Raw genomic sequence first — 26,695 nt, 5'->3', positions numbered from 1 at the left:
GTTCATTCACCCACATGTGGGCCCTGGCGGCCGCCCGTCACGCCACCACCCGCAACAGCACCACCGCCCGGGCCGGTACCGTCACCGTCTCCCCCGCCCGGTGGATCACCCCGGGCGCCTCCGCCTGCTGCTCGCTCGACGTGTCGACGACCACCTCGTACCGCTCCGCCCACGGCGGCCCCGGCACGACGAAACCGACGGGGCGGTCGCCGGCGTGCAGGATCGCGAGGAAGCTGTCATCGGTGATCGGGGCGCCCCGCTCGTCCCGGCCGGGGATGTCCCGGCCGGAGAGGTACATGCCGAGGGTCGCGGCCGGGGCGTACCAGTCGCCCTCCGTCATCTCCGCGCCCAGGGGCGTGAACCAGGCCAGGTCCCGCAGCCCGTCCGCCGAGTGCGCCCGGCCGGAGAAGAAGGCGCGGCGGCGCAGGACGGGGTGGCGGTGGCGCAGGGCGATCAGCCGGGAGGTCAGGTCGAACAGGGCCTTCCAGCCCGGCTCCTCCAACAGGCTCCAGTCCACCCAGCTGATCTCGTTGTCCTGGCAGTAGGCGTTGTTGTTGCCGCCCTGCGTGCGGCCCAGTTCGTCGCCCGCGACCAGCATCGGCACGCCCGTCGACAGCAGGAGCGTGGTCAGGAGGTTGCGCAGCTGCCTGCGCCGCAGCGCCCGCACCCGCTCGTCGTCCGTCTCCCCTTCCGTCCCGCAGTTCCAGGCGCGGTTGTCGTCCGTGCCGTCCCGGTTGCCCTCGCCGTTGGCCTCGTTGTGCTTGCGCTCGTAGGACACCAGGTCGCGCAGGGTGAAGCCGTCGTGCGCGGTGACGAAGTTGACGGAGGCGTAGGGGCGCCGGCCGCCCCAGGCGTACAGGTCGCTGGAGCCCGACAGGCGGTAGCCCATCTCCCGCACGTCCGGCAGCGCGTGCCGCCAGAAGTCGCGGACGGCGTTGCGGTAGCGGTCGTTCCACTCCGTCCACAGCGGCGGGAAGGCGCCCACCTGGTAGCCGCCCGAGCCCACGTCCCAGGGCTCCGCGATCAGCTTCACCCGCCGCAGCACCGGGTCCTGGGCGATGACCGCGAGGAACGGGGACAGCATGTCGACGTCGTGCATGGAGCGGGCCAGGGCGGCGGCCAGGTCGAAGCGGAAGCCGTCGACGCCCATCTCCGTCACCCAGTAGCGCAGGGAGTCCGTGATCAGCCGCAGGACGTGCGGCTGCACCACGTGCAGGGTGTTGCCGCAGCCCGTGTAGTCGGCGTAGCGGCGGGCGTCCGACTGCAGCCTGTAGTAGCCGCGGTTGTCGATGCCCTTCAGGGAGAGGGTCGGGCCCAGTTCGCCCGCCTCGGCCGTGTGGTTGTAGACGACGTCGAGGATGACCTCGATGCCGGCCGCGTGCAGGGCCCGCACCATCCGCTTGAACTCGCCGACCTGCTGTCCGGTCGTTCCGGAGGAGGCGTAGCCGGCGTGCGGGGCGAAGTAGCCGATGGAGTTGTAGCCCCAGTAGTTGCGCAGGCCGCGGCGGAGCAGATGGTCCTCGTGGGCGAACTGGTGGACCGGGAGCAGCTCCACCGCCGTCACGCCCAGCTTCACCAGGTGTTCGACCGCCGCCGGGTGGGCGAGACCGGCGTAGGTGCCGCGCAGGTCCTCGGGGATGCCCGGATGCCGTTGGGTGAAGCCTCTGACGTGCAGTTCGTAGATGACCGAGTCCGCCCACGGGGTCTTGGGGCGGCGGTCGTACGCCCATTCGTCGTCGGGCGCGTCATCGTGGACGACGACGCCCTTCGGGACGTGCGGCGCCGAGTCCCGTTCGTCGCGCACGGTGTCCGCGACCTGCTGCTGGGGCCAGTCCCGGACGTGCCCGTACACCTCGGGCGGCAGCGTGAACTCGCCGTCGACCGCGCGGGCGTAGGGATCCAGGAGCAGCTTCGCCGGGTTCCAGCGGCCCCCGGTCCACGGATCCCAGCGGCCGTGCACCCGGAAGCCGTAGCGCTGGCCCGGCATCACACCCGGTACGAAGCCGTGCCAGATCTCGTGCGTCAGTTCGGTCAGCGTGGCCCGTGTCTCCCGGCCCGCCTCGTCGAACAGGCACAGCTCGACCTTCTCCGCGCCGCCCGCCCACAGCGCGAAGTTGGTGCCCGCGACCCCGTCCGGGCCGGTGCGGAAGCGGGCGCCGAGCGGCGTGGGCGCACCCGGCCGCACGGGCACCCCGGGCACCTTCTGGGACACCCCGTTCAGGCGGGTGTCCGGCGTGGCGCGCTGCTGCGCCACCGTCTCCTGCTCGGCTGCGCTGGACACCGTTCAGCCTCCTGCGGCTCGTGGGTACGACGTTCGGGACGGGCCACGGCGTCCCGGCCGCCGCCGCCCCGCGCTGTCGTCCTCCCCCTGTTCTGCCCAGAGCGCGCCTCGCACTCACGTTTCCCCGGAGCGCACCCGATCGTTGGGCAGACCGTGAGGCACGTACAAGGGCGCGCACGGCGCGCGAGCGTCGCAGTGGCCGCCGTGGTGACATGGGCGGGACTGCTGGCCGGGGCGGCCGGCTGCACGAACGACGGCAGGACCGGGCTCGACCGGATGCTCGGCAAACCCGCGGCGCCCGAGGACGCCATCCGGGTGACGCCGCAGGACGGCACGAGGGGGGTGCGCCCGGAGGAGGAGCTGCGGGTCCGGGTGCCGGACGGGCGGCTGGAGTCGGTGAAGGTGGTGAGGTCCCAGGACGCGCAGGAGTCGGCGGTGCCCGGACGGATCTCCGCCGACGGGCTGAGCTGGCGGCCGGACGGCGGACGGCTGGCGCTCGCCGCCCGTTACGCGGTCGACGTGGTGGCCGTGGACGGCGACGGCAACCGCTCGGCACGCCACACCACCTTCACCACCTACGTCCCCGAGGAGCGCTTCATCGGATACGTCACGCCCGAGAACCGCTCCACCGTCGGCACCGGGATGATCGTCTCGCTGGGCTTCAACCGGGCGGTCGTGAACCGGGCAGCCGTCGAGCGCGCCGTGCGGGTGACCGCCGAGCCGGCCGTGGAGATCCGCCCGCACTGGTTCGGCGACGCCCGCCTCGACTTCCGTCCCGAGGAGTACTGGAAGCCGGGCACCAAGGTGACGGTCGCGCTGCGGCTGCGGGACGTGGAGGGGGCGCCGGGCGTCTACGGGCTGCAGTACAAGACGTTCTCCTTCACCGTGGGCCGCAGTCAGGTCTCCCTGGTCGACGCGGCGAGCCACACCATGAAGGTGCGGCGCGAGGGCGAGCTGATCGCCACCGTGCCCATCACGGCCGGGGCGCCGACGACGACGACGTACAACGGGAAGATGGTCGTCTCCGAGATGCTCGAGCTGACCCGGATGAACGGCGCGACCGTCGGCTTCAGGAAGAAGGACGGCAAGGGCGAGTACGACATCCCGGACGTGCCGCACGCCATGCGGCTGACCGACTCCGGCACCTTCCTGCACGGCAACTACTGGGCGGAGGCGGAGGCCTTCGGGAAGGTCAACCTCAGTCACGGCTGCGTGGGGCTCAGGGACGTCAAGGGCGGCGCCTCGGACACTCCCGCGGGGTGGTTCTTCGACCGGTCGCTCATCGGGGACGTCGTCGAGGTCGTCAACAGCGAGGACAAGCAGGTCGCGCCGGACAACGGGCTCAGCGGCTGGAACATGGACTGGGAGGAGTGGACGAGCGGGAGCGCGATCGGCTGACTTCTCCCCCCGGTGCAACCATCCACTCCGTCCCGCGGTCCCAGTTGCGACGGAATGGTGACATTGACCTGACACGAAGCTCAAAAGTGTGCGGTTAATATGCGCCAGTGATCGCGCTGGTGGCGCGGGGGTGGGGGGCCTGACCAGGCCCTGCGAGGGGAGAAAGACTTGAACGTGCGACCGATATCGGCTGCGATCGTCGGGGGGCTGCTGCTCGCTCTCACGGCGTGCGGCGGGGGCGGCGGCTCGGACGCGGGGTCCGACGCGAAGGGCAAGGGGGACAAGGGCAGCACTTCGGCCGCGGAGAGCAAGCAGTCGGAGGCGGTCGTCACCATCGCCCCGAAGGCCGGGGCCACGAACGTCGACACGAGCGGCACCCTGAAGGTCACCGCGAGCAAGGGCAAGCTGACCGAGGTCACCGTCAAGGACGCCAAGGGCACGAAGGTCGACGGGGCGCTCTCGGCCGACGGCTCCGGCTGGACGCCCGCCACGCACCTGGCGGCCGCGACCAAGTACGAGGTGCACGCGGTCGCGAAGGACTCCGCCGGCCGTACGGCCGCCGAGGACTCCTCCTTCACCACGCTCAGCCCGCAGAACACCTTCATCGGCAACTTCACGCCCGAGGACGGTTCCACCGTCGGCGTCGGCATGCCGTTCTCGGTCCGCTTCACCCGGGGCATCACCAAGCCGGCCGACGTGGAGAAGGCCATCGAGATCAAGACCGAGCCGGCCGTGGACGTCGAGGGCCACTGGTTCGGCAACGACCGGCTGGACTTCCGGCCCGAGAAGTACTGGAAGGCCGGCACCAAGGTCACCGTCAAGCTGAACCTGGACGGCGTCGAGGGCCGCAAGGGCGTCTACGGCAAGCAGTCCAAGACGGTGTCCTTCACCATCGGCCGCAACCAGGTGTCGATCGTGGACGCCGCGAAGCACACGATGAAGGTCATGCAGGAGGGCAAGGTCGTCAAGACCATCCCGGTGACCACCGGCAAGCCCGGCTACGCCACCTGGAACGGCCAGATGGTCATCAGTGAGAAGTTCACGGTGACCCGCATGAACGGCGACACGGTCGGCTACGACGGCGAGTACGACATCAAGGACGTCCCGCACGCCATGCGGCTGACCAACTCCGGCACGTTCGTGCACGGCAACTACTGGGGCGGCGACGCCTTCGGCAACTACAACGCCAGCCACGGCTGCATCGGTCTGAGCGATGTGCGCGGCGGCTACGACAGCGGGGCACCGGCGGCGTGGTTCTTCAACCACTCGATGATCGGTGACGTCGTGACCGTGAAGAACTCCACCGACCCGACGGTCGACCCGGCGAACGGCCTCAACGGCTGGAACGTCTCGTGGGCGGACTGGAAGAACTAGCTGATCTTCACGTTCGGCGGTCGTGCGAGCGGGCCCGGTGCTGTGACCTACGGCACCGGGCCCGTGCCGTTAGTCCCCGTTAACCTGCTGCCATGACCGTACATCTGGAAGTCGCCGAAGGCGTCGGCACGATCCGGCTCGACCGCCCGCCCATGAACGCCCTGGACGTCGCCACACAGGACCGGCTCAAGGAACTCGCCGAGGAGGCGACCCGGCGCGAGGACGTGCGGGCCGTCGTCGTGTACGGCGGGGAGAAGGTGTTCGCGGCGGGCGCGGACATCAAGGAGATGCAGGACATGGACCACACGGCGATGGTCCTGCGCGCCCGCGCCCTCCAGGACTCCTTCACCGCGGTGGCCCGTATCCCCAAGCCGGTCGTCGCGGCCGTCACGGGGTACGCGCTGGGCGGCGGCTGCGAGCTCGCGCTGTGCGCGGACTTCCGGATCGCGGCCGAGAACGCCAAGCTCGGCCAGCCGGAGATCCTGCTCGGCGTGATCCCGGGCGCGGGCGGCACCCAGCGCCTCGCCCGGCTGATCGGCCCCTCCAAGGCGAAGGACCTCATCTTCACCGGCCGGATGGTGAAGGCGGACGAGGCGCTGACCCTGGGCCTGGTGGACCGGGTGGTCCCGGCCGCCGAGGTGTACACGGAGGCACTCGCGTGGGCCGCGAAGCTGGCGCAGGGGCCGGCGATCGCGCTGCGGGCGGCGAAGGAGTCGATCGACACCGGTCTGGAGACGGACATCGACACGGGCCTCGCGGTCGAACGCAACTGGTTCGCCGGGCTGTTCGCGACGGCCGACCGGGAGATCGGCATGCGGAGCTTCGTGGAGGACGGGCCGGGCAAGGCCAAGTTCCTGTGACGGACGTCTCTTTGAACATCTCCGGATTCACTTGCAATTGACGGGGCGTCTCACCCGGATCCCTCGATGGGGCGGTTTATGGAAGCCTTAAGTCAACCTTAAGGCCACCTTGTCGAGGAGTCCGGCGATCACTTCCGGGCGAGCCCGCATCGCAGGTCAGCCGAGGTTTATCGAGTCACCACCTGCCCCCGGCATATGCCGAAAGCATTCCGGTGGACAGGGTCGCGCGGGGGGCGTATTCCGGCGGAACGGCCCCGGAGGATGCTCCGGACGGCCATGATGGGGGCATGGCGGGGCTGGAGGGTGTCGAACAGCCGCGGGGGCACGGGCGTGTGGCCGCGGCACGCTGGTCGCCGACGGTCGAGGACGAACGGGCGCTCAAGGCGCTGGAGTTGTTCGGCAACCCGACGGAGGGTGAGGTTCCGCTACCTTCCCGTCCCGAGTCGGCCGCCACCGCCCGCCGCCTCACCCAGGTCGTGGTCCTGCGCCAGTGGGGGCTGAGCCCCAAGATGACGGAGGACGCGGTCCTCCTCGTCTCCGAACTCGTCGGCAACGCCGTACGGCACACCGGGGCCCGCGTCTTCGGTCTGCGCCTGCGCCGCCGCCGCGGCTGGATCCGCGTCGAGGTCCGCGACCCCTCCCGCGGACTGCCGTGCCTGATGCCCGTCCAGGAACTCGACGTCAGCGGCCGCGGCCTCTTCCTCGTCGACAAACTCTCCGACCGCTGGGGCGTCGACCTGCTGCCACGGGGCAAGACGACCTGGTTCGAAATGAGGGTGGCGGACCGCTAGAGCGAAACACGCCTTGGGCCCGTCCTGCCGCCTTGACGTCACGGGCTGCCCACTGGCACCGTCCATGGCCATGAGGCCGTCCGCCGACCACCGCCGCGCACATGTCGCGCTGGTGGAGCGGCGCCATGTCGATCTGTGCCGGCAGTCCAGCGCCATCTGTCACTGAGCCGTAGCCCTCCCCTCCCCCATTTCGGCGCGCCCGCGTGCCGCGGCACGCCCGTCCCGAGGAAACCTTATGCCCGAATTATCCCGCCGTGCCTTCGGTGGTCTCGTCGGTGGCGGTGCCGTGACCGCCGTCGGCGGCACCACTGGTTCCGCCGAGGCCGCCGCCCCCGCCGAGCGGCCGTTCACAGCGCGCACCGCCGTCTCCGGCTCCCGTCGCCCCAACTTCCTCGTCATCCTCGGCGACGACCTCGGCTGGGCCGACCTCTCCTCCTACGGCGCCCCGCACATCAGGACGCCGAACCTGGACCGGCTGGCCCGGCAGGGGGTGCGGTTCACCGACGCGTACTCGGGGTCGGCGACCTGCTCACCGACCCGGTTCAGCCTGTACACCGGGCGCTATCCGGGCCGTACGCCAGGCGGGCTCGCCGAACCGATCGCGAGCCGGACCCAGGGCCTCGACCCGAACCACCCCACCCTCGCCTCGCTCCTCAGGAAGACCGGGTACGCCACCGCCCTCATCGGCAAGTGGCACTGCGGCTGGCTGCCCGACTACAGCCCCACCAAGTCCGGCTGGGACGAGTTCTTCGGCAACCACGGCGGCGTACTGGAGTACTTCTCCAAACTCGGGCAGCTCGGCGACCACGACCTGTACGAGGGCGACGCCGAGTACAAGGACCTCCGCTACTACACCGAGGTCCTGACCGAGCGGGCCGTCGAGTACGTGAGCCGCGACCACGGCTCCACCCCCTGGCTGCTCAACCTCAACTTCACCACCCCGCACTGGCCGTGGCTGGCGGAGGGCGACGAGGAGACCGGTGCGGAGATCGCGGCCAAGATCCGGGCCGCCGGGTCCCAGGCGGAGATCTCGGCCGCGCTGAACCACTTCGACGGCGGCTCGGTCGCCAAGTACACCGAGATGGTGCAGAGCCTCGACGCCGCCGTCGGTGAGGTGCTCGCCGCGCTGCGCCGGTCCGGGCAGGAGGAGAACACGGTGGTGTACTTCGCCAGCGACAACGGCGGCGAGCGCTGGTCGTACCTCTGGCCGCTGAGCGGCGAGAAGTCCGTGCTCCAGGAGGGCGGCATCCGGGTGCCGACCATCCTCCACTGGCCGCGCCGCATCGACGGCAACCAGGTCAGCCACGAACCGAACTTCTCCCCCGACTGGACCGCGACCTTCCTGGAGCTGGCCGGTGCCCGGCCCGACCCGGCGTATCCGCTGGACGGCACGAGTCTCGCGGGCTACCTGCTGAGGGGAGAGACGCTGCCCGAGCGCGACCTGTTCTGGCGGGTGCGGGACAACCGGGCGCTCAGGCGCGGCGACTGGAAGTACTACCAGGACTCCGACGGCGACGACCACCTCTACGACCTCGGCGCCGACCTGCGCGAGCAGGCCGATCTCTCCGAGGACAGGCCCGAGTTGCTCGCCGAGCTGAAGGCCGCCTGGGAAACGACCGCCTCCGGCCTGCTTCCGTACCCGGACTAGGGCCCTTCTGATGGATCTCCGTGGGAGAAGGAGCGGCGTTCGGTGCGTGCTCTCGGCGTGCCGGGCGTCGCGACGCCGCGGAGCTCCATCAGAAGGGCCCTGGTGCCGCGGCAACAGCTTGGCGTACAGGTGGGTGAGATGGGTCTTCACGGTCGCCTCGCTGATGAACAGTTCCCGGGCGATCTCGCGGTTGGACGTGCCCCTGGCGACCAGCACCAGCACCTCGCGTTCGCGGGCCGAGAGCGGCTCGTTGCCGGGGGACCTGGGGGCACGGACCGCGGAGACCAGGCGGGAGGCGACCGCCGGGGACAGGACGGTGCGGCCCTCGGCGGCGGCGCGGACGGCGGTGAACAGTTCGTCGCGCGGGGCGTCCTTCAGCAGATAGCCCGTCGCGCCGGCCTCGATCGCGGGCAGGCTGTCCGAGTCGGTGTCGTACGTCGTCAGCACGAGGACCTTGGCGCGGGCGCCGCGGCGGGAGAGTTCGCGGATGGCGTCCACTCCCCCGCCGCCTGGCATCCTCAGGTCCAGCAGGATCACGTCCGGGTCGAGTTCTCCCGAGCGGGAGCGGGTGGGGACGGCGACGGGGTCGGTGCCGTCGTCGCGGATGTCGAGGATGACCTCGTCGCCCAGGAAGGAGAGGGTGACGCCCACCCGGCCGGCCCGGGCATGGCGGGCCGCGAAATCGACGATGCCGGCGCCGTTCGGCCGAGGATCCCGAAGATCTCGCCCTCCTCGACGGCGAAGGACACGCCGTCGACGACGGTTCGGCCGCCGTAGGACTTGCGCAGTGCGCCGACTTCGATGACGGGTGTGGCTGACATGCTCCGAGGGTCCTGGTGGGGCCCGGTCCGCCGCATCGGCCGTCGCGCTCGAACAGACATCAGCCGATCGGATGATGCCCGGCTACGACCCCTTGGGGCTACTGGGCGGCGCGGCGCGCAGACCTGTCCGGCTCCTCGAACACGCAGGTCGTAGGACCAGGGAAGGAGCGCGGTCCGGCCAAAACTCGGTGGGCGTTGTCAGTGCCGATCCGTAGGCTCGCCGGTGATGTCGACGACACGTGCAACCACCAAGGACCGGTCCGCGGTGCGGACGTTGCTGCGGCTGTGGCCCTATGTGCGGCCGGTGCGGACGCGGCTGTTCAGTGCCGCGTTCGTCGCGGTCACCGCCTCCCTCGTGGGGCTGGTGATCCCGCTCGTCCTGAAGTGGATGGTCGACGGGCCGGTCGCCGACCGGGACCCGGCCGGGGTGTGGCTGGGTGCGCTGTACCTGCTGCTGCTCGGGCTGGCCGAGGCCGGGCTGTTCGGCATGCGGCGCTGGCTGGTGGCGCGTCCGCTGTCGCACGTGGAGGCGGAGATGCGGGCGGATCTGTACCGGCATCTGCAGCGGCTGCCGGTGTCCTTCCACGACCGGTGGGCCTCGGGACAGTTGCTGTCCCGCGGGACCACCGACCTGATGCTGCTGCGCATGTTCCTCGCCTTCCCTCTGACGTTCCTGCTGGTCAATGCCGTGACCATCCTCGTCGGCGTGATCATCATGCTGCTTCAGGACTGGTCGCTGGGGCTGGTGATCCTCGGTCCCGCGCTGCCGGTCATGGTGATGTGCGTGATCTTCGAGCACCGGTACGCGGTGGTGGCGCGGCGCGCGCAGGACCAGGTCGGCGATCTGACGACGGTCGTCGAGGAGAGCGTGCTCGGGATCCGGATCATCAAGGGCTTCGGCCGGCACCGCAGCCAGGCGCGCGCCTTCCGTGAGCTGTCCTCGACGCTGCGCGGCACGGAGCTGCGCAAGGCCCGGCTGCTGGCGACGATCTGGGCCGTCATCGTGACGCTGCCCGAGGTGGCGATCGGGGCCGCGCTGGTGCTGGGCACCGTACAGGTCGCGGACGGCGAGCTGTCCGCGGGCACGCTGGTCGCCTTCCTGTCGACGGCCCTCGCGCTGCGCTGGCCGGTGGACTCCATCGGGTTCCTGCTGGCGATGAGCCAGGAGGCCGCCACCGCCACCGAGCGGTACTTCGAGGTGATGGACGAACGGCCGGAGCAGGAGACCGCCCGTACCCGTGCCGGCGTCCCGAAGGGCGAGGGCCTCCGCTTCGAAGACGTCGTGTTCCGCTACCCCGACGCCGATCCGGCCTCCCCGCCCACCCTCGACCACGTCGACCTGCACGTGCGGCCCGGCGAGTCCCTGGCCCTGGTCGGGGCCACCGGCAGCGGCAAGACCACCCTCACCGCGCTCGTCCCCCGGCTGCACGAGGTGACCTCCGGACGGATCACGCTCGACGGCGAGGACGTCACCGCGATGTCGCGCGAGGAGCTGCGCGCGAAGGTCGCCGTGGCCTTCGAGGAACCCACCCTCTTCTCGGCGAGCGTCGGGGAGAACGTGCTGATGGGGGCGGACGACAGCGCCGGGGCCGCCGAGCTGGAACGGGCCCTGGAGGTCGCACAGGCCGGCTTCGTGCACGCGCTGCCGCAGGGCACCGGGACCCAGGTCGGCGAGCAGGGGCTCAGTCTCTCCGGCGGGCAGCGGCAGCGGCTCGCGCTGGCCAGAGCCGTGGTCGGCCGGCCCCGGTTCCTGGTGCTCGACGACCCGCTGTCCGCGCTGGACGTGCACACCGAGGCCGCCGTGGAGGCCGCGCTGCGCCAGGTCCTCTCCGACACCACCGCGCTGATCGTGGCCCACCGCCCCTCCACCGTGCTCCTCGCCGACCGGGTCGCCCTGCTCTCCGGCGGCCGGGTCACCGCCGTGGGCACCCACCAGGAACTGCTGCGCAGCAACACCGAGTACGCCCACCTCATGTCAGGAACCGGCCGTCAGGAGGACGACCGATGACCGCCCCCAGCACCTCCTCCCCCACCGCCTCCTCCCCCGCCACCGACGACCGGCCCGAGGACCCGCGTCCGCCGGCCGCCGAGGACCCCTTCGACAAGGATGTCCTGCCCACCCCGCCCGGCGCCACGGGCACCCTGCTGCGCTCCCTGCTCGCCCCCATGCGGTCACGGGTCGCCCTGACCACGCTCCTGCTGCTGCTCCAGCAGGCGGCCGTGCAGGCGGGCCCGCTGCTGGTGGCGTACGCCATCGACCGGGCCGTACCGGCGTTCCGGGCCGACGACAACGGGCCGCTCACCCTGGTGGCCGCGGGCTATCTGCTGTGCGCGCTCGCCTCCGGCGCCCTGCAGTACGCGTTCCTGATCGCCGCCGCCCGGGTCAGTCAGGACGTGCTGCTCGATCTGCGCGGCCGGATCTTCCGGCACGCGCAGGCCCTCAGCGTCGACTTCCACGAGCGCTACACCTCGGGCCGGCTCATCTCCCGGTCCACCACCGACGTGGAGTCCCTGCGCGAGCTGCTCAACGAGGGCCTGCAGGAGCTGGTGACCGTCATCCTCTCCTTCGTCTACATCTCGGCCATGCTGCTCTGGCTGGACCCGGGCCTCGGCGCCGTCGCGGTGGCGTCCTTCGTGCCGCTGTACGCGCTGGTCCGGGTCTACCGGCGCCGTGCCGCGCGGGTGTACACCTTGCGGTCCACCGCGATCGCGGCCGTGATCGTGAAGTTCGTGGAGACGATGAACGGCATCCGGCCGGTGCGCGCCTTCCGCCGCGAGTCGGTCAACGACGCCGAGTTCCGGGTCCTCAACCGGCGGCACGAGCGGACGAACGGCGACGCGCTGCTGGAGATGGCCCGCTATGTCGTCGGCTCGCGGCTGGTCGCCAACACGGCCGTCGCGCTGATGGTGCTGTGGGGTGCCTACCGGGTGGCGGGCGGTTCGCTGGAGCTGGGGGTGCTGGCGGCGGCGGTGCTGTACCTGCGGCGGCTGTACGACCCGATCGACCGGCTCGGCATGTTCCTCAACTCCTACCACTCGGCGGCGGCCTCCCTGGAGAAGATCGCGGGGCTGCTGGCGCAGGCCCCGTCCGTGCCGGAACCGTCCGTGCCGAAGGAACTCCCCGCGCTCCGGGGCGAACTCCCGGGCCGCGAGGTCGTGTTCGACGACGTCTCCTTCGGCTACCGCACCGGCGGCGAGGTCCTCCCCCGCTTCGACCTCACCCTCCCGGCGGGGCAGACGGTGGCCGTGGTCGGCTCGACCGGCGCGGGCAAGTCGACCCTGGCCAAGCTGCTCGCCCGCTTCTACGACCCCTCGCACGGGCGGGTACTGCTCGACGGCGTGGACCTGCGCGACCTGCCCGTGCCCGAGCTGCGGCGCGGGGTGGTCATGGTGACGCAGGAGGCGTTCCTGTTCTCCGGCACGGTCGCCGAGAACATCGCCATCGGCCGGCCGGACGCCACCCGGGAGGAGATCGAGCGGGCGGCGAAGGCGATCGGCGCGCACGAGTTCATCAGCTCCCTGCCCGACGGCTACGACACGGACGTCCGCAAGCGCGGCGGCCGGATCTCCGCCGGCCAGCGTCAACTCGTGGCGTTCGCACGGGCGCTGCTGGCGGATCCGGCGGTGCTGATCCTCGACGAGGCCACCAGCTCGCTGGACATCCCGGGCGAGCGGGCCGTGCAGCGCGCCATGTCGACGGTCCTGGAGGGCCGTACGGCGGTGGTGATCGCGCACCGGCTGTCCACCGTGGAGATCGCCGACCGGGTGCTGGTGATGGAGCACGGACGGATCGTCGAGGACGGCGCCCCGGCCGAACTCATCGCGGGAACGGGCCGGTTCGCCGATCTGCACCAGGCGTGGCGGGACAGTCTCGCGTGAGGCGGGGGGACGCGGCGGTCGACGCCCACGGGGAACCCGGCACCCCCGACTCCCGGGACGGCTGGCGGTACCTGGCCTGGCTGGTGCGGTGCCAGCCGTGGCGGGGGATGGCCGGGGCGGTGCTGGCCAGCAGCTGGATGGTGCTGCTGGCGGTGGCGCCGTATCTGCTGTCGAAGGCGGTGGACGAAGGTCTCGAGCCGGGGGACACGGCCGCGCTCGTCGGCTGGACGGCGGCCCTGACGGTGGTGGGGGCGGCGAACGCGTGGATGAGCATCATGCGGCACCGCACGATGACCCGCGTGCGGATGGACGCCTACTTCCGCACGATCAAGGTCGTGGTGGGGCACGCGGTGCGGCTCGGGGACGCCCTGCCGCGCCGGGTGGGCACCGGGGAGGTCGTCACGATCGGCGTGGGCGACGTCCACACCATCGCGAACTCGCTGTCGGTGATCGGTCCTGGCGTCGGCTCGATCGTGGTGTACGTGTTCGTGGCCGGGCTGCTGCTGTCCGTCTCGCCGCTGCTGGCGGCGGTGGTGCTGCTGGGAATGCCGGTGATCGCCGTGCTCGTCGGGCCGCTGATGACCCGGCTGCAGGGCGCGGAGGGCGAGTACCGGGAGCGGCAGGGTGTGCTGACCTCGCGGATCGGCGATCTGTCGGGCGGGCTGCGGGTGCTCAACGGGCTCGGCGGGAAGGGCCTTTTCGCGGACGGGTTCCGGCGGGACTCGCAGCGGCTGCGCGAGCAGGGCTACCGGGTGGGCGCGGTCACCAGCTGGATGCAGGCGCTCGGCATGGGCCTGCCGACGGTGTTCCTCGCGGTGGTGACCTGGCTCTCGGCCCGGCTCGCCGCGCAGGGGGAGCTGACGGTGGGCGAGCTGGTGTCGGTGTACGGCTATGTCGCGGTGCTGATCGGCCCGGTGTCGTTCCTCGTCGACCTTTGCTACCAGCTCAGCCGGGGTGTCGTCGCCGCCGACCGGGTCGCACGGCTGCTGCGGCTCGAGCCCGACCCGGACACCGGGACGGCCGAGGCGCCCGCCGAGCCCGCGGTGCTGCACGACCCCGTGTCGGGCGTGCGGGTGGCCCCGGGGCGGCTGACCGCTCTGGTCGGGGCGCGCCCCGCGGAGCTGACCGCGATCGTCGACCGCCTCGGGCGGTTCGGCCCGACCGAGGTCACCTGGGGCGGGGTCCGGCTCGACGCGATCCCGCTCGCCCAGGTCAGGGCCAGGATCCTGGTCGCCGACAACGAGGCGGACCTGTTCGCCGGCACCCTGCGCGAGGTGACCGGCGGCCGGCGGGACCCGGCCCCGGCGGAGGTGGAGCGGGCGGTGCGGGCGGCCGCCGCCGAGGACATCGTGCAGGGGCTGGCGGAGGGCCTCGACGCGCCGGTGACCGCCCAGGGCCGCAGCCTCTCCGGCGGCCAGCGGCAGCGGGTGCGGCTGGTGAGGGCGCTGCTCGCCGAACCCGAGGTGCTGCTCGCCCTGGAGCCGACCTCGGCGCTCGACGCGCACACGGAAGCGGCGGTCGCGGAGCGCCTGCGGTCGGCCCGCAGCGGCCGGACGACGGTCGTGACCACCACCTCCCCGCTGGTCCTCGACCACGCGGACACGGTGATCTATCTGACCGACGGCAAGACCGCCGCCACCGGCGGCCACCGTGAGCTGCTGGAACGGGAGCCGGGCTACCGGGAGTTGGTGGCCCGGGACGCCGAGGAGGCCATGTCATGACATCCGACGGGGGGCGGCTGCCCGTCGCCGGGCCCGCAGAGGTGCGACGGGCCGTCGGCCGGCTGGTGCGGGCCGACGGGCGGGCCTTCCGCCGGGTCCTCGCGCTCAATGTGCTCGCCGCCGGGGCGGGTCTCGCCGGGCCCTGGCTGCTCGGGCGGATCATCGACGAGGTGCGGGCCGGGCGCGGGGTCGGCGCGGTGGATCGGCTGGCGCTGGTGCTCCTGGTGTGCGCGCTGGCGGAGTTGCTGCTGGCCCGCTGGGCGCGGTACGCGGGGCACCGCTTCGGGGAGCGGACCCTGGCCCGGGTGCGGGAGGAGTTCGTCGACCGGACGCTGGCGCTGCCCGCGTCGGTGGTGGAGCGGGCCGGCACCGGCGATCTGACCACGCGCGGTACGGCCGATGTGGCGGCCGTCGGCACCACCCTGCGGGACGCCGGTCCCGAGCTGCTGGTGTGCACCGTGCAGGCGCTGTTCACGCTCACCGCCGTGTTCGTGATCGACCCGCTGCTCGGCGCGGTCGGCGTGCTCGGGCTGACCCCGATCTGGTGGGCGCTGCGCTGGTATCTGCGGCAGGCCCGTTCCGGCTATCTCGCCCAGGGCGCCTCGGACTCCGACGTCGCCGAGATCGTCGCCTCGACGGCCGGCGGGGCCCGGACCATCGAGGCGTTCCGGCTCCAGGAGCGGCGCATCACCGCGAGCCGGAACGCGCTGGCGGCCGCCCGCCGCGCCCGCTTCCACACGCTGTACCTGCGGTCCGTGTTCTTCCCGGTCGTCGAGGTGTCCTACGTGCTGCCCGTGGCCGGGGTCCTGATCCTCGGCGGGGTGCTGCACGGGCGGGGGGCGGTGAGCCTGGGCGCGGTGGTGGCGGCCGCGCTGTACCTGCGGCAGTTCACCGAGCCGCTGGACCAGATCCTGGTGCGGGTGGAGCAACTGCAGTCCAGTGGCGCCTCGTTCGCCCGGGTGGAGGGGCTGGCCCAGGCACCCCGGCCGGTACCGGAGGGCGGGGAGGCGGTTCCGGCGGACGACCGGATCGACGTCACCGGGGTCCGGTACGCGTACGAGCGCGGGGGCGAGGTGCTGCGCGACGTCGATCTGACGGTACGGCCCGGGGAGCGGCTCGCGATCGTCGGCCCGTCGGGCGCGGGCAAGACCACGCTGAGCAGACTGCTCGCGGGCGTGGACGCGCCGACCGCGGGCAGGGTGACGGTGGGCGGAGTGCCGGTCGCGGACCTGGCGCCCGAGACGCTGCGCCGTCAGGTCGTCCTGGTCACCCAGGAGCACCATGTCTTCCTGGGCTCGGTCCGCGACAACCTCCTCATCGCCGAACCGGCCGCGTCCGACGAGGAGTTGTGGGCGGCACTGGCCGCGGTCGGCGCCGACGGCTGGGTGCGGGAACTGCCCGGCGGTCTCGACTCCCTCCTGGGCACGGGAGGTTGCCGTACGGACGGCTCGCAGGCGCAGCAACTCGCGCTGGCCCGGGTGGTGCTGGCCGACCCGCACACGCTGATCCTGGACGAGGCGACGGCGCTCCTCGACCCGACGACGGCCCGGCACACGGAGCGGGCCCTGGCCGCCGTACTGCGGGGCCGTACGGTCATCGCGATCGCGCACCGGCTGCACACCGCGCACGACGCGGACCGGGTGGCCGTGATGGAGGGCGGCCGGCTCACCGAACTCGGCACGCACGACGAGCTGGTGGCGGCGGACGGGGCGTACGCGGCGCTGTGGCGGACATGGCACGGGGATCCGACCGGGGGCGGCAGGGTCCTGTCCTAGGGCGAGGCAGTCATGCCGCTCGCCCGGCACATCCCCATTGGTCCGCATATCGAACATGAATTCCCGGACAGCGAACCGTTTCCGGCCAACTTCCTGACGCGCTCCTGACAGAGAGCGCAATCCAGTGCCACTCTTCCCACAGCCACTTCACAGCAACCCCACAGAAACACCGTTCTGCGCACCGCCTTTGTCGTGTCCAGCAGAAGGAGTCAGTGGTGAGAAGCAGTTCCTCTCGCAGACGCACCCCCCACACCCCGTACCGCAGGACCACCGCCGTCGCCCTCGTCGGCGTCAGCGCGCTCATCGCCGCCGCCGTGCAGTCCGGCGCCGCGGCCGCCGCCCCCGCGGCCCCGTCCCAGGCCCGTCCGGGCGCGGAGTCCGTCAAGCTCACCCCCGCCCAGCGCGCCGCGCTGATCCGCGAGGCCGACGCCGGCAAGGCGGCCACCGCCAGGGAACTCGGTCTGGGCGCACGGGAGGCGCTCGTCGTCCGGGACGTCGTCAAGGACACCGACGGCACGGTCCACACGCGCTACGAGCGCACCTACGCGGGCCTGCCCGTACTCGGCGGCGACCTGGTCGTCGAGACCGCGAAGTCGGGCGCCACCGAGGGCGTCACCAAGGCCACCCGGTCCGCCGTCGAGGTCGCCTCGCTGACGCCCGCCGTCACCGCGGCGAAGGCCGAGAAGCAGGCGCTGACCCTGGCGAAGGCCGACGGCGCGGAGAAGGCGGACACGGACCGCGCGCCGCGCAAGGTGGTCTGGGCGGCCGGCGGCACCCCGGTGCTGGCGTACGAGACGGTCGTCGGCGGCCTCCAGAAGGACGGCACGCCGAACGAGCTGCACGTCGTCACGGACGCGACCACGGGTGCGAAGCTCTACGAGTACCAGGGCGTCGAGACCGGCACCGGCAACACCATGTACAGCGGCACGGTGACGCTGGGCACCACGCAGTCCGGGTCGACGTACAACCTGACCGACGGGGCGCGCGGCGGCCACAAGACGTACAACCTCAACCGGGGCACCTCGGGCACCGGCACGCTCTTCTCCGGCTCCGACGACGTGTGGGGCAACGGCGCCGCGTCCAACACGGAGACCGCGGCCGCCGACGCCCACTACGGCGCGGCCCTGACCTGGGACTACTACAAGAACGTGCACGGCCGCAGCGGTATCCGCGGCGACGGCGTGGGCGCCTACTCCCGGGTCCACTACGGCAGCAGCTACGTCAACGCGTTCTGGCAGGACAGCTGCTTCTGCATGACGTACGGCGACGGCTCGGGCAACACCCACCCGCTCACCGCGATCGACGTGGCCGGCCACGAGATGAGCCACGGCGTCACCGCGAACACGGCCGGGCTGAACTACTCGGGCGAGTCCGGCGGCCTCAACGAGGCGACCTCGGACATCTTCGGTACCTCCGTCGAGTTCTACGCACAGAACTCCTCGGACGTCGGTGACTACCTCATCGGCGAGGAGATCGACATCAACGGCGACGGCTCGCCGCTGCGGTACATGGACAAGCCGAGCAAGGACGGCGCGTCGAAGGACAGCTGGTACTCGGGCATCGGCTCGATCGACGTGCACTACTCGTCGGGCCCGGCGAACCACTTCTTCTACCTGCTGAGCGAGGGCAGCGGCACCAAGACGATCAACGGTGTCACCTACAACTCGCCCACCGCGGACGGCCTTCCGGTCACCGGCATCGGCCGGGACAAGGCGGAGAAGATCTGGTTCCGCGCGCTGACCACGAAGTTCACCTCGACCACCAACTACGCGGCGGCCCGCACCGGCACGCTGGCGGCGGCCGGTGAGCTGTACGGCACCACGTCCGCCGAGTACAAGGCGGTGCAGGACGCGTGGGCGGGCGTCGCGGTCGGCTCACGCTCGGACGGCGGCGGGGGCGGCGGCGGGACCTCCTTCGAGAACACCGCCGACGTGTCGATTCCGGACAACGGCGCGGCGGTCACCTCCTCGGTCACCGTCTCCGGCCGGACCGGCAACGCGCCGTCCAACCTCCAGGTGGGCGTGGACATCGTGCACACCTACATCGGCGACCTCCAGGTCCAGTTGGTCGCCCCCGACGGAACGGCGTACACGCTGAAGGCGTACGGCACCGGCGGGAGCACGGACAACCTCAGCACCACGTACACGGTGAACGCCTCCTCCGAGGTGGCCAACGGCGTCTGGCAACTGCGGGTCCAGGACAACGCGGCCCAGGACACCGGCTACATCAACAGCTGGAAGGTGACGTTCCCGTAAACCGGGAGAACCGCACCGAAATCACCGCCCCGGAGGCCCAGAAGCCTCCGGGGCGGCACCGTTCTTTGCCGGCCTCTTACCCGTCTCCTGTTGGCGCTTTACCGAGGTCAGCCCCGTTTACATTCCGGCAATGTTCATCCGGACGTCATTTTTGAGCCAACATCACATCGGGGTCATGACATGTACGCGACCTTGATGCAAGCATCCTGCCAACCGCCGCACAACTTCACCACAGCTCCGGTCGGCATCCCCACGCCGACCGGGCACCCCCACACCCAAGGAGCTTGTGTGACCTCCCTCTACGCGCGTCACAAGCGCACCACTCTGGCCATCGCCACCGCGGTCGCCGCCGGAGCCCTGGTCACCACCGGTCTGACTTCCGGTGCCGTCGCCGCGCCGACCGGCGCGGACGCCGCCGCGAAGCCGCTGGCCGCCCCGACCGTGCTGTCGGCGACCGCCCGCACCGCCCTGATCCAGGACAAGCAGGCCGAGGCGAGCACGACCGCGCAGAAGATAGGCCTCGGCACCAAGGAGAAGCTGGTCGTCCGCGACGTCGTCAAGGACGCGGACGGCACGGTCCACACGCGCTACGAGCGGACCTACGCCGGTCTGCCGGTGCTCGGCGGCGACCTCGTGGTCCACGAGTCGGCCGCGGGCGCCACCAAGGGCGTCACCAAGGCGACGAACACCACCATCAAGGTCGCCTCGCTCACCCCGGCCGTGACCACGGCCAAGGCCGAGAAGCAGGCCGTGACGCTGGCGAAGGCCGCCGGTTCGGCGCAGACCTCGGCCACCAAGGCGCCCCGCAAGGTGATCTGGGCGGGCAACGGCAGCAAGCCGGTCCTCGCCTACGAGACGGTCGTCGGCGGCCTCCAGGACGACGGCACCCCGAACGAGCTGCACGTCATCACCGACGCGGCCACCGGCAAGAAGCTCTACGAGTACCAGGGCATCGAGACCGGCACCGGCAAGAGCCTCTACTCGGGCACCGTCACGCTGAACACGACCCTGTCGGGCTCGACGTACCAGCTGACCGACGGCACCCGTGGCGGCCACAAGACGTACAACAAGGCCCACAGCTCGGCCCTCTCCGGGACGGGCACGCTGTTCACCGACGCCGACGACACGTGGGGCACCGGCGCGGCCTCCAGCTCCACCACGGACCAGACGGCCGCCGTCGACGCCGCGTACGGCGCGCAGGTCACCTGGGACTTCTACAAGAACACCTTCAGCCGCAGCGGCATCAAGAACAACGGCGTGGCCGCGTACTCCCGCGTCCACTTCGGCAACCAGTACGTCAACGCGTTCTGGGACGACGACTGCTTCTGCATGACGTACGGCGACGGCGAGGGCAACGTCAACCCGCTGACCTCGCTGGACGTGGCCGGCCACGAGATGAGCCACGGCGTCACCGCCAACACCGCGGGCCTGAACTACTCGGGCGAGTCCGGCGGCCTCAACGAGGCGACCTCGGACATCTTCGGCACGGGTGTGGAGTTCTACGCGGCCAACTCCAACGACCCCGGTGACTACCTCATCGGCGAGGAGATCGACATCAACGGGGACGGCACCCCGCTGCGCTACATGGACCAGCCCAGCAAGGACGGCGGCTCCGCCAACTACTGGTCCTCGTCGGTCGGCAACCTCGACGTGCACTACTCGTCCGGTGTCGCGAACCACTTCTTCTACCTCCTCTCGGAGGGCAGCGGTTCGAAGACGATCAACGGCGTGACCTACAACTCGCCGACGTACAACAGCTCCACGATCACCGGCATCGGCCGCGCCAAGGCGCTGCAGATCTGGTACAAGGCGCTGACGACGTACATGACGTCGACGACGAACTACAAGGCCGCCCGCACCGCGACCCTGAGCGCGGCGTCCGCCCTGTACGGCTCCACCAGCACCGAGTACTCCACCGTCGCGGCGGCCTGGACGGCCGTGAACGTCACCTGACAGCGGACCGGGTGAGAAACGGGGCGGTACCCGGGACGAACGCGTCCCGGGTACCGCCCTACCCTTGTCTCCCATGCCTCCCATGTCTCCCCAGGACTTCACGTACGACGACGTCGGCGCGACCCTCGACCGCCCCGGCTTCTGCCCGCAGGGCTTCCGCCCCCTGCACGTCCGCACCCGGGTCGGCGAGGGCCACGAACTGTTCCGGCGGGCCGCGGACGCGGTGATGACCTGGGAGATGCACCGCGCCCTGGGCGTCGGCGTCGACGCCACGGCGGACCGCGCGGCCCCCGACGTCGACGTCACCGTCACCCTGGCCGGCCTGATCAAGGCGCCGTGCCGGGTGATATGGACCCTGGACGAACACCGCCGCGCCGGCTGGGCCTACGGCACCCTCGCCGGCCACCCCGAGTGCGGCGAGGAGTCCTTCGTGGTCGACCGCACGGGCGACGGGACGGTCTGGCTCACGGTGTCGGCGTTCAGCCGCGCGGCGAAGTGGTACGCGAAGGCGGGCGGGGCGGTGACCCGGGGCCTGCAACAGGCCTACGCCCGCAAGTGCGGAGCAGTACTGCGGCAGCTGACCACGGCCTCCGACAAACCCCTCTGAGCCGACGATTTCCCTCCCCCGAAGGAGTGAACCCCGTCGGATCGGCCGGACGGCGGACCGCCCGGCCCGCCTAGGTTGCGGACATGTGGAGAACTCTTATGAGGGACGAAGCGGGGACATGAGCGCGGACGTGCTCTTCCAGGAACATCTGAGCGCGCTCTTCCCGTCCGCGCTGCGGGGCACGGAGGCGGCCGGGGTCGATCTGGTGCTGCTGGACGCGCACATCGCCGGGTGTGTGTCCGTGTGGCAGAACAACGGCGGCACTCTCGACGCCGAGCGGCAGCGGATCCTGCACAGGTGTCTCGCGGACCTGGAGCGGGTGCTGCCCCTGCTCACCGACGCCGAGGGAATCCGCTACTTCGAACGGCTGCGCCGCCTGGGCCGCACCGCGTCGGCGTGACCCAGGCGGCGTCCGGTCACCGCATCAGCACCCCGGCCCCCTCCACCCGGTCCTCGGCGGGGACCGCCACCAGTCCCAACTCGGCGCCCGACGCCAGCAGCCGATGCTCCGGAAGGATGCGGACCGTGTAGCCGAAGGGGCCCGTGCGGTCCAGGGACAGGGGGCCCTCGTAGACCCAGCGCCCGTCGAGGTCGGGGCCGGAGGCCGCCTTCAGGGGGACGGCGGCCGCGTCCGTGATGCGGTCCTCCTCGTCGACCCGGCCCGAGACCGCCTGGACCTCGACGTCCTCGGGCCCGAGGCCGCCGAGACCCACCCGGACCCGGAGGGAGAGGGTCGTGCCCAGTTCCGCCGTGGTCGTGGCGACCGAGTTCTCCACGTGGTCGATGCTCACCCCGTGCCAGGCGGCCCGCACCTTCCCCTTCCAGGCCGACAGCTCGCTGGCGGTGTCCGCCGTCATCGCGCGATGCGCCTGGGCCGCGGGGGTGTAGAGACGCTCGACGTACTCGCCGACCATCCGGCCCGCCAGGACCTTCGGGCCGAGCAGGGTGAGGGTCTGGCGGACCATCTCGATCCAGCGGTCGGGCAGCCCGGCCCGCCCCCGCTCGTAGAAGCGGGGCGTGATGCGCTGCTCCAGCAGGTCGTAGAGGGCCGCCGCCTCGACGTCGTCGCGGTGGTCGGGGTCCGTGCCGGCGCCGTCCGCGGTGGGGATCGCCCAGCCGAAGTCGGGCTGGAACCACTCGTCCCACCAGCCGTCCAGGACGGACAGGTTGAGGCACCCGTTGAGGGCCGCCTTCATTCCGGACGTGCCGCAGGCCTCCAGCGGGCGGAGCGGGTTGTTCAGCCAGATGTCGCAGCCCGGGTACAGCTTCTGCGCCATCGCCATGCCGTAGTCGGGCAGGAAGACGATGCGGTGGCGCACCCGCGGGTCGTCGGCGAACCGCACCAGCTCCTGCACCAGCCGCTTCCCGCCGTCGTCCGCCGGGTGCGCCTTGCCCGCCACCACGATCTGGATCGGGTGCTCCGGGTGCAGCAGCAGTTCCATCAGCCGGTCGCGGTCGCGCAGCATCAGCGTGAGCCGCTTGTACGAGGGGACGCGCCGCGCGAAGCCGATCGTGAGGACGTCGGGGTCCAGGACCGAGTCGATCCAGCCCAGCTCGGCCGTCCCCGCGCCGCGCTGCCGCCACGAGGCCCGCAGCCGCTCCCGCACCTCCACCACCAGCTGCTCGCGCAAGGACCGCCGCAGCTCCCAGATGTCCTGGTCGGGGATGCCGGCGACCACGTCCCAGCGCTCGGCGTCGCCCACGGTCAGCGCGTCCTCGGCCCGCTCGGCGCCCACCTGGCGGGCGCCGAGCCGCAGCACCTCGGGGGCCACCCAGGTCGGCGCGTGCACCCCGTTGGTGACCGAGGTGATCGGCACCTCCTCGGGGTCGAAGCCGGGCCACAGCCCGGAGAACATCTCCCGGCTGACGTGCCCGTGCAGCAAGGACACCCCGTTGGCGCGCTGGGCCAGCCGCAGCCCCATCACCGCCATGTTGAAGAGGTTCGGCTCGCCGCCCGGATAGGTCTCCATGCCGAGGCGCAGGACGCGGTCCACGTCCATGCGCGGGAGTTCGGCGTCGGCGCCGAAGTGGCGGGCGACCAGCTCGCGGTCGAAGCGGTCGATGCCGGCCGGGACGGGCGTGTGGGTGGTGAACACGGTGCCCGCGCGGACCGCCTCCAGCGCCGCGTCGAAGTCCAGGCCGTCGTCGCAGAGCTCGGCGATCCGCTCCAGGCCGAGGAAGCCCGCGTGGCCCTCGTTGGTGTGGAACACCTCCGGCGGGGCGTGGCCGGTGAGCCGGCAGTACGTGCGTACCGCCCGGACACCTCCTATGCCGAGCAGCATCTCCTGGAGCAGCCGGTGCTCGCTGCCGCCTCCGTAGAGCCGGTCGGTCACCTCGCGTTCGCCGAGGTCGTTCTCCTCGACGTCCGAGTCCAGCATGAGCAGCGGGACGCGGCCGACCTGGGCGAGCCAGACGCGGGCGTGCAGCGACTTCCCGCCGGGCAGGGCCAGGGACACCTGGGCGGGGGTGCCGTCGTCCTCCCTCAGCAGGGTCACCGGCAGCTCGTTGGGGTCGAGGACGGGGTAGTGCTCCTGCTGCCAGCCGTCGCGGGAGAGGGACTGCCGGAAGTAGCCGTGCCGGTAGAGGAGCCCTACCCCGATCAGGGGCACGCCAAGGTCGCTGGCGGCCTTGAGATGGTCGCCGGCGAGGATGCCGAGGCCGCCGGAGTACTGCGGGAGCGCGGCGGTGATGCCGAACTCGGGTGAGAAGTAGGCGACGGCGGCGGGCAGTTCGGCCGCCGCGGCCCGGGTCTGGTACCAGCGGTCGCCGGTCACATAGTCGTGCAGGTCGTCCACGGCGGCGGTCAGCCGGCGCAGGAAGCGGCGGTCCTCGGCCAGCTCGGCGAGGCGGGCCGGCCGCAGACCGCCGAGCAGTCGTACCGGGTCGCCGTCCGAGGCGGCCCAGCGCTCGGGATCGACGGACTGGAAGAGTTCTCGGGTGTCCGCGTGCCATGACCAGCGCAGATTGCGGGCCAGGTCACTGAGCGGCCGGAGGGGTTCGGGGAGAAGGGGTCGGACGGTGAATCGACGGATCGCCTTCACATTCCACCTCGGCGGGGCGCGTTCGCTGGATGGGCATACGGCTCTGTACGCCCGGTGACTCAGAACCGTACCGGTGTTGCCCCGGCAGCTGGTGGAGGCTTTGCCCGAACAGCCCGAACAGCCCGAAACGCACAATCCAGCAATTATGGCTGATTTCGGCCACTCAGGCCACCTTGTGGCACATCGCCCCGCACGAGAGGCTGCCCCTCGAGTCGAGGAGGGGAACTCGGACCATGGCACGGACGCGCACCCGGCGTCTGCGCCGGGCAGGGGGCCTGATCGCGGTCGTCACGACCGTGGCGCTGTCGGCCGCCACCCTGCCCGCGCACGCCGCACAGGAGGGGAAGACGCCCGCCGCGGTGGAGGGGACGGTGCTCGGCACGGGACTGCCCGGCGCCGTCGACGGAAGCTACCTCGTGACGCTGAAGGGGGCCACACGGGCGTCGTCCGCCGCCGGACGGCGTCTCGTGGGCTCGTACGGAGCGAGAATCAGCCAGACCTACGGCACCGTCCTGGACGGCTTCGCCGTCCGCGCGAGCGAGCGACAGGCCCGGCTGCTGGCGGCCGACCCACGCGTCGCCTCGGTCGCACAGGACACCCGGGTGACACTGGACGCCGTCGCGAGGAATCCGCCCTCCTGGGGGCTGGACCGCGTCGACCAGCCGGGCCTGCCGCTGGACCACCGCTACCGCGCGCCGAAGTCCGCGGGCGCCGGGGTGACGGTGTACGTCATCGACACCGGGGTCCGCGTCACCCACCACGACTTCGGCGGCCGCGCCGGCTACGGCTGGGACTTCGTCGGCGGCGACCGCACCGCCTCCGACGGGAACGGCCACGGCACCGCGGTCGCCGCCACCGTCGCGGGCGCCGCCTTCGGCGTCGCGAAGAAGGCGAAGGTGGTCTCCGTGCGCGTCCTGGACGACCGGGGCGCCGGCACGACCGCGCAGGCCATCGCCGGTATCGACTGGGTCACCCGGCACGCCCGCAAACCCGCCGTGGCCAACCTCAGCCTCGGCGGCTCCTACAACGCGCAGCTCGACGCCGCCGTCCGCGCCTCCATCGATTCGGGCGTGACCTACGTCGTCGCCGCGGGCAACGCGGGCCGCGCCGCCGCGCTCGACTCCCCCGCCGACGTCCGGGAGGCCATCACCGTCGGCGCCACCGACCGCCGGGACGCCCGGGCCGCCTTCTCCAACTACGGTTCCGCACTGGACCTGTTCGCACCGGGTGTGTCGGTCTCCTCCGCCTCGAACGCGAGCGACTCCGCCCGCGCCACCTCCTCCGGTACGTCGATCGCGGCGCCGCACGTCGCGGGAGCGGCCGCGCTCCACCTCGCCGATCACCCGACAGCCACACCGGCCCAGGTCGCAAGGGCACTGGTCGCGGGCGCCTCGTGCGGGAAGGTTTCCGGTCGCGGAGCCGGTTCGCCGGACAAACTTCTGCAGGTGCCGCCGTACAGGTGACGGACTTCCGAGACCGGCTCCGTTCCCGCGGAACGGGGCCGGTCTTGTGCGTAGACATACGCGTGAGTAGTTAACAAAGTGCCGGAATGCTCACTCGATTAGGGTGGGAAGGCTCCCTCGGTACTCGACCCCACATCCATCCGCCCACCCTCGTTGATGCGGACAGGAGCGGTCATGCCCGCCACGCACCACTCGTCAGCACCCCCGACACCCCGTACCAAGGCCGACAAGGCCTCCGATCCGTCCGAAACCGGCGGAGAAACCGTCGTGGGACGCATTCCCGTCCTCGACGTCCGCCCGTTCGTCCGGCAAGGGCGCAGGCCCGCCAAAGCGGTCACCGGTGAGACCTTCGAGGTCTCGGCGACCGTGTTCCGCGAGGGCCACGACGCCGTGGCCGCCAATGTCGTGCTCGAGGACCCCGACGGCCGTCCCGGTCCCTGGACCCCGATGCGCGAACTCGCCCCCGGCACCGACCGCTGGGGCGCGGACGTCACCCCGGGCGCCCCCGGTCTGTGGACCTACTCCGTCCAGGCGTGGAGTGATCCGGTCACCACCTGGCGCCACCACGCGCAGATCAAGATTCCGGCGGGAATGGACACCGAACTGGTCCTCGAGGAGGGCGCGCGGCTGTACGAACGCGCCGCGGCCGCCGTCCCGAAGGGGGGCGCGAAGCCGAAACGCGCCGTCCTGCGCGCCGCGGCCGCCGCCCTGCGCGACGAGTCACGCCCGCCGTCGGCGCGTCTCGCCGCGGCGCTGACCCCGGAGGTGGACGCCGTCCTGGCCGCCCATCCGCTGCGGGAACTGGTCACGTCCTCGGACCCGTTGCCG

Annotated in this window: 18 protein-coding genes and 2 pseudogenes; 16 read left to right on the top strand and 4 right to left on the bottom strand. The window is 71.7% G+C overall.

Features of this window, described 5'->3' with window-relative positions:
• Nucleotides 1-37: 37 nt before the first annotated feature.
• Nucleotides 38-2,281 carry a glycogen debranching protein GlgX gene (gene glgX / locus ABT057_RS40245; RefSeq protein WP_352348898.1) on the bottom strand — a complete coding sequence of 748 codons (2,244 nt, stop codon included), beginning with the start codon at nt 2,279-2,281 and terminating at the stop codon, nt 38-40.
• A 153-nt stretch (nt 2,282-2,434) separates the two neighbouring features.
• Between glgX and ABT057_RS40240 the strand changes: the two genes are divergently transcribed.
• The 6 genes from ABT057_RS40240 to ABT057_RS40215 all read left to right on the top strand — a co-directional run bounded on the left by ABT057_RS40240 (nt 2,435) and on the right by ABT057_RS40215 (nt 8,352).
• On the top strand, nt 2,435-3,679 hold the full coding sequence (locus tag ABT057_RS40240) for a L,D-transpeptidase (RefSeq protein ID WP_352348897.1): 1,245 nt from the start codon (nt 2,435-2,437) through the stop codon (nt 3,677-3,679).
• Between the two features lie 168 nt (nt 3,680-3,847).
• Nucleotides 3,848-5,053, top strand: coding sequence for a L,D-transpeptidase (locus ABT057_RS40235; protein ID WP_352348896.1), 1,206 nt, complete (start codon nt 3,848-3,850; stop codon nt 5,051-5,053).
• Between the two features lie 92 nt (nt 5,054-5,145).
• The gene (locus tag ABT057_RS40230) at nt 5,146-5,913 is read left to right on the top strand and encodes an enoyl-CoA hydratase/isomerase family protein (protein ID WP_352348895.1); all 768 of its coding nucleotides are present in this window, start codon (nt 5,146-5,148) and stop codon (nt 5,911-5,913) included.
• 287 nt (nt 5,914-6,200) lie between these two features.
• Nucleotides 6,201-6,704 (top strand): ATP-binding protein, encoded by a 504-nt coding sequence (locus ABT057_RS40225; protein WP_352348894.1) that lies wholly within the window; start codon nt 6,201-6,203, stop codon nt 6,702-6,704.
• A gap of 64 nt (nt 6,705-6,768) precedes the next feature.
• Nucleotides 6,769-6,870: a putative leader peptide gene (locus tag ABT057_RS40220; RefSeq protein WP_352348893.1), complete on the top strand. Its 102-nt coding sequence runs from the start codon at nt 6,769-6,771 to the stop codon at nt 6,868-6,870.
• A gap of 69 nt (nt 6,871-6,939) precedes the next feature.
• Nucleotides 6,940-8,352 carry a sulfatase family protein gene (locus tag ABT057_RS40215; protein ID WP_352348892.1) on the top strand — a complete coding sequence of 471 codons (1,413 nt, stop codon included), beginning with the start codon at nt 6,940-6,942 and terminating at the stop codon, nt 8,350-8,352.
• Between the two features lie 114 nt (nt 8,353-8,466).
• Here the strand turns inward: ABT057_RS40215 and ABT057_RS40210 are convergent.
• A pseudogene (locus ABT057_RS40210) lies at nt 8,467-8,967 on the bottom strand (LuxR C-terminal-related transcriptional regulator); the annotation flags it as partial.
• Between the two features lie 24 nt (nt 8,968-8,991).
• A pseudogene (locus tag ABT057_RS40205) lies at nt 8,992-9,173 on the bottom strand (ABC transporter ATP-binding protein); the annotation flags it as partial.
• A gap of 226 nt (nt 9,174-9,399) precedes the next feature.
• Here ABT057_RS40205 and ABT057_RS40200 point away from each other — a divergent pair.
• The 8 genes from ABT057_RS40200 (at nt 9,400) to ABT057_RS40165 (ending at nt 21,763) form a co-directional block, all read left to right on the top strand.
• Entirely contained in the window at nt 9,400-11,181 is a 1,782-nt protein-coding gene (locus tag ABT057_RS40200; protein WP_352348891.1) for an ABC transporter ATP-binding protein, read from the top strand.
• A complete protein-coding gene (locus ABT057_RS40195; RefSeq protein WP_352348890.1) occupies nt 11,178-13,052 on the top strand; it encodes an ABC transporter ATP-binding protein in 1,875 nt (624 codons plus the stop codon). Before ABT057_RS40200 ends, ABT057_RS40195 begins: the two co-directional genes overlap by 4 nt.
• Nucleotides 13,049-14,773 carry an ABC transporter ATP-binding protein gene (locus tag ABT057_RS40190; protein WP_352348889.1) on the top strand — a complete coding sequence of 575 codons (1,725 nt, stop codon included), beginning with the start codon at nt 13,049-13,051 and terminating at the stop codon, nt 14,771-14,773. Before ABT057_RS40195 ends, ABT057_RS40190 begins: the two co-directional genes overlap by 4 nt.
• Complete coding sequence (locus tag ABT057_RS40185; protein ID WP_352348888.1) at nt 14,770-16,548, top strand: ABC transporter ATP-binding protein; 1,779 nt, start codon at nt 14,770-14,772, stop codon at nt 16,546-16,548. Before ABT057_RS40190 ends, ABT057_RS40185 begins: the two co-directional genes overlap by 4 nt.
• 215 nt (nt 16,549-16,763) lie before the next feature.
• Complete coding sequence (locus ABT057_RS40180) at nt 16,764-18,803, top strand: M4 family metallopeptidase (protein WP_352348887.1); 2,040 nt, start codon at nt 16,764-16,766, stop codon at nt 18,801-18,803.
• A gap of 288 nt (nt 18,804-19,091) precedes the next feature.
• A complete protein-coding gene (locus ABT057_RS40175; RefSeq protein ID WP_352348886.1) occupies nt 19,092-20,756 on the top strand; it encodes a M4 family metallopeptidase in 1,665 nt (554 codons plus the stop codon).
• Between the two features lie 82 nt (nt 20,757-20,838).
• On the top strand, nt 20,839-21,363 hold the full coding sequence (locus ABT057_RS40170; RefSeq protein ID WP_352348885.1) for a DUF1990 domain-containing protein: 525 nt from the start codon (nt 20,839-20,841) through the stop codon (nt 21,361-21,363).
• A 118-nt stretch (nt 21,364-21,481) separates the two neighbouring features.
• Nucleotides 21,482-21,763 (top strand): hypothetical protein, encoded by a 282-nt coding sequence (locus tag ABT057_RS40165; protein WP_352348884.1) that lies wholly within the window; start codon nt 21,482-21,484, stop codon nt 21,761-21,763.
• A 16-nt stretch (nt 21,764-21,779) separates the two neighbouring features.
• Here the strand turns inward: ABT057_RS40165 and ABT057_RS40160 are convergent, their stop codons facing one another.
• On the bottom strand, nt 21,780-24,404 hold the full coding sequence (locus ABT057_RS40160) for a glycosyltransferase family 1 protein (protein ID WP_352348883.1): 2,625 nt from the start codon (nt 24,402-24,404) through the stop codon (nt 21,780-21,782).
• Between the two features lie 233 nt (nt 24,405-24,637).
• On the opposite strand from ABT057_RS40160, the gene ABT057_RS40155 reads away from it, so the two are divergent.
• Nucleotides 24,638-25,867, top strand: coding sequence for a S8 family peptidase (locus ABT057_RS40155; protein WP_352348882.1), 1,230 nt, complete (start codon nt 24,638-24,640; stop codon nt 25,865-25,867).
• Between the two features lie 174 nt (nt 25,868-26,041).
• Nucleotides 26,042-26,695, top strand: a 654-nt coding sequence (locus ABT057_RS40150) for a maltotransferase domain-containing protein (RefSeq protein ID WP_352348881.1), incomplete at its 3' end; no start/stop codon positions are given.

It is taken from the genome of Streptomyces sp. NPDC002588, from assembly GCF_040295925.1.
Taxonomy (GTDB): domain Bacteria; phylum Actinomycetota; class Actinomycetes; order Streptomycetales; family Streptomycetaceae; genus Streptomyces.
This window is presented reverse-complemented; position numbering and strand designations above follow the sequence as displayed.

Bases quoted from the DNA above. Each gene is read 5' to 3' on its own strand.
- ABT057_RS40220 (WP_352348893.1), top strand. From the start codon at position 6,769: ATGGCCATGAGGCCGTCCGCCGACCACCGCCGCGCACATGTCGCGCTG.
- ABT057_RS40230 (WP_352348895.1), top strand. From the start codon at position 5,146: ATGACCGTACATCTGGAAGTCGCCGAAGGCGTCGGCACGATCCGGCTC.
- ABT057_RS40195 (WP_352348890.1), top strand. From the start codon at position 11,178: ATGACCGCCCCCAGCACCTCCTCCCCCACCGCCTCCTCCCCCGCCACC.
- ABT057_RS40215 (WP_352348892.1), top strand. From the start codon at position 6,940: ATGCCCGAATTATCCCGCCGTGCCTTCGGTGGTCTCGTCGGTGGCGGT.
- ABT057_RS40155 (WP_352348882.1), top strand. From the start codon at position 24,638: ATGGCACGGACGCGCACCCGGCGTCTGCGCCGGGCAGGGGGCCTGATC.
- ABT057_RS40170 (WP_352348885.1), top strand. From the start codon at position 20,839: ATGTCTCCCCAGGACTTCACGTACGACGACGTCGGCGCGACCCTCGAC.
- ABT057_RS40225 (WP_352348894.1), top strand. From the start codon at position 6,201: ATGGCGGGGCTGGAGGGTGTCGAACAGCCGCGGGGGCACGGGCGTGTG.
- ABT057_RS40185 (WP_352348888.1), top strand. From the start codon at position 14,770: ATGACATCCGACGGGGGGCGGCTGCCCGTCGCCGGGCCCGCAGAGGTG.
- ABT057_RS40200 (WP_352348891.1), top strand. From the start codon at position 9,400: ATGTCGACGACACGTGCAACCACCAAGGACCGGTCCGCGGTGCGGACG.
- ABT057_RS40165 (WP_352348884.1), top strand. From the start codon at position 21,482: ATGAGCGCGGACGTGCTCTTCCAGGAACATCTGAGCGCGCTCTTCCCG.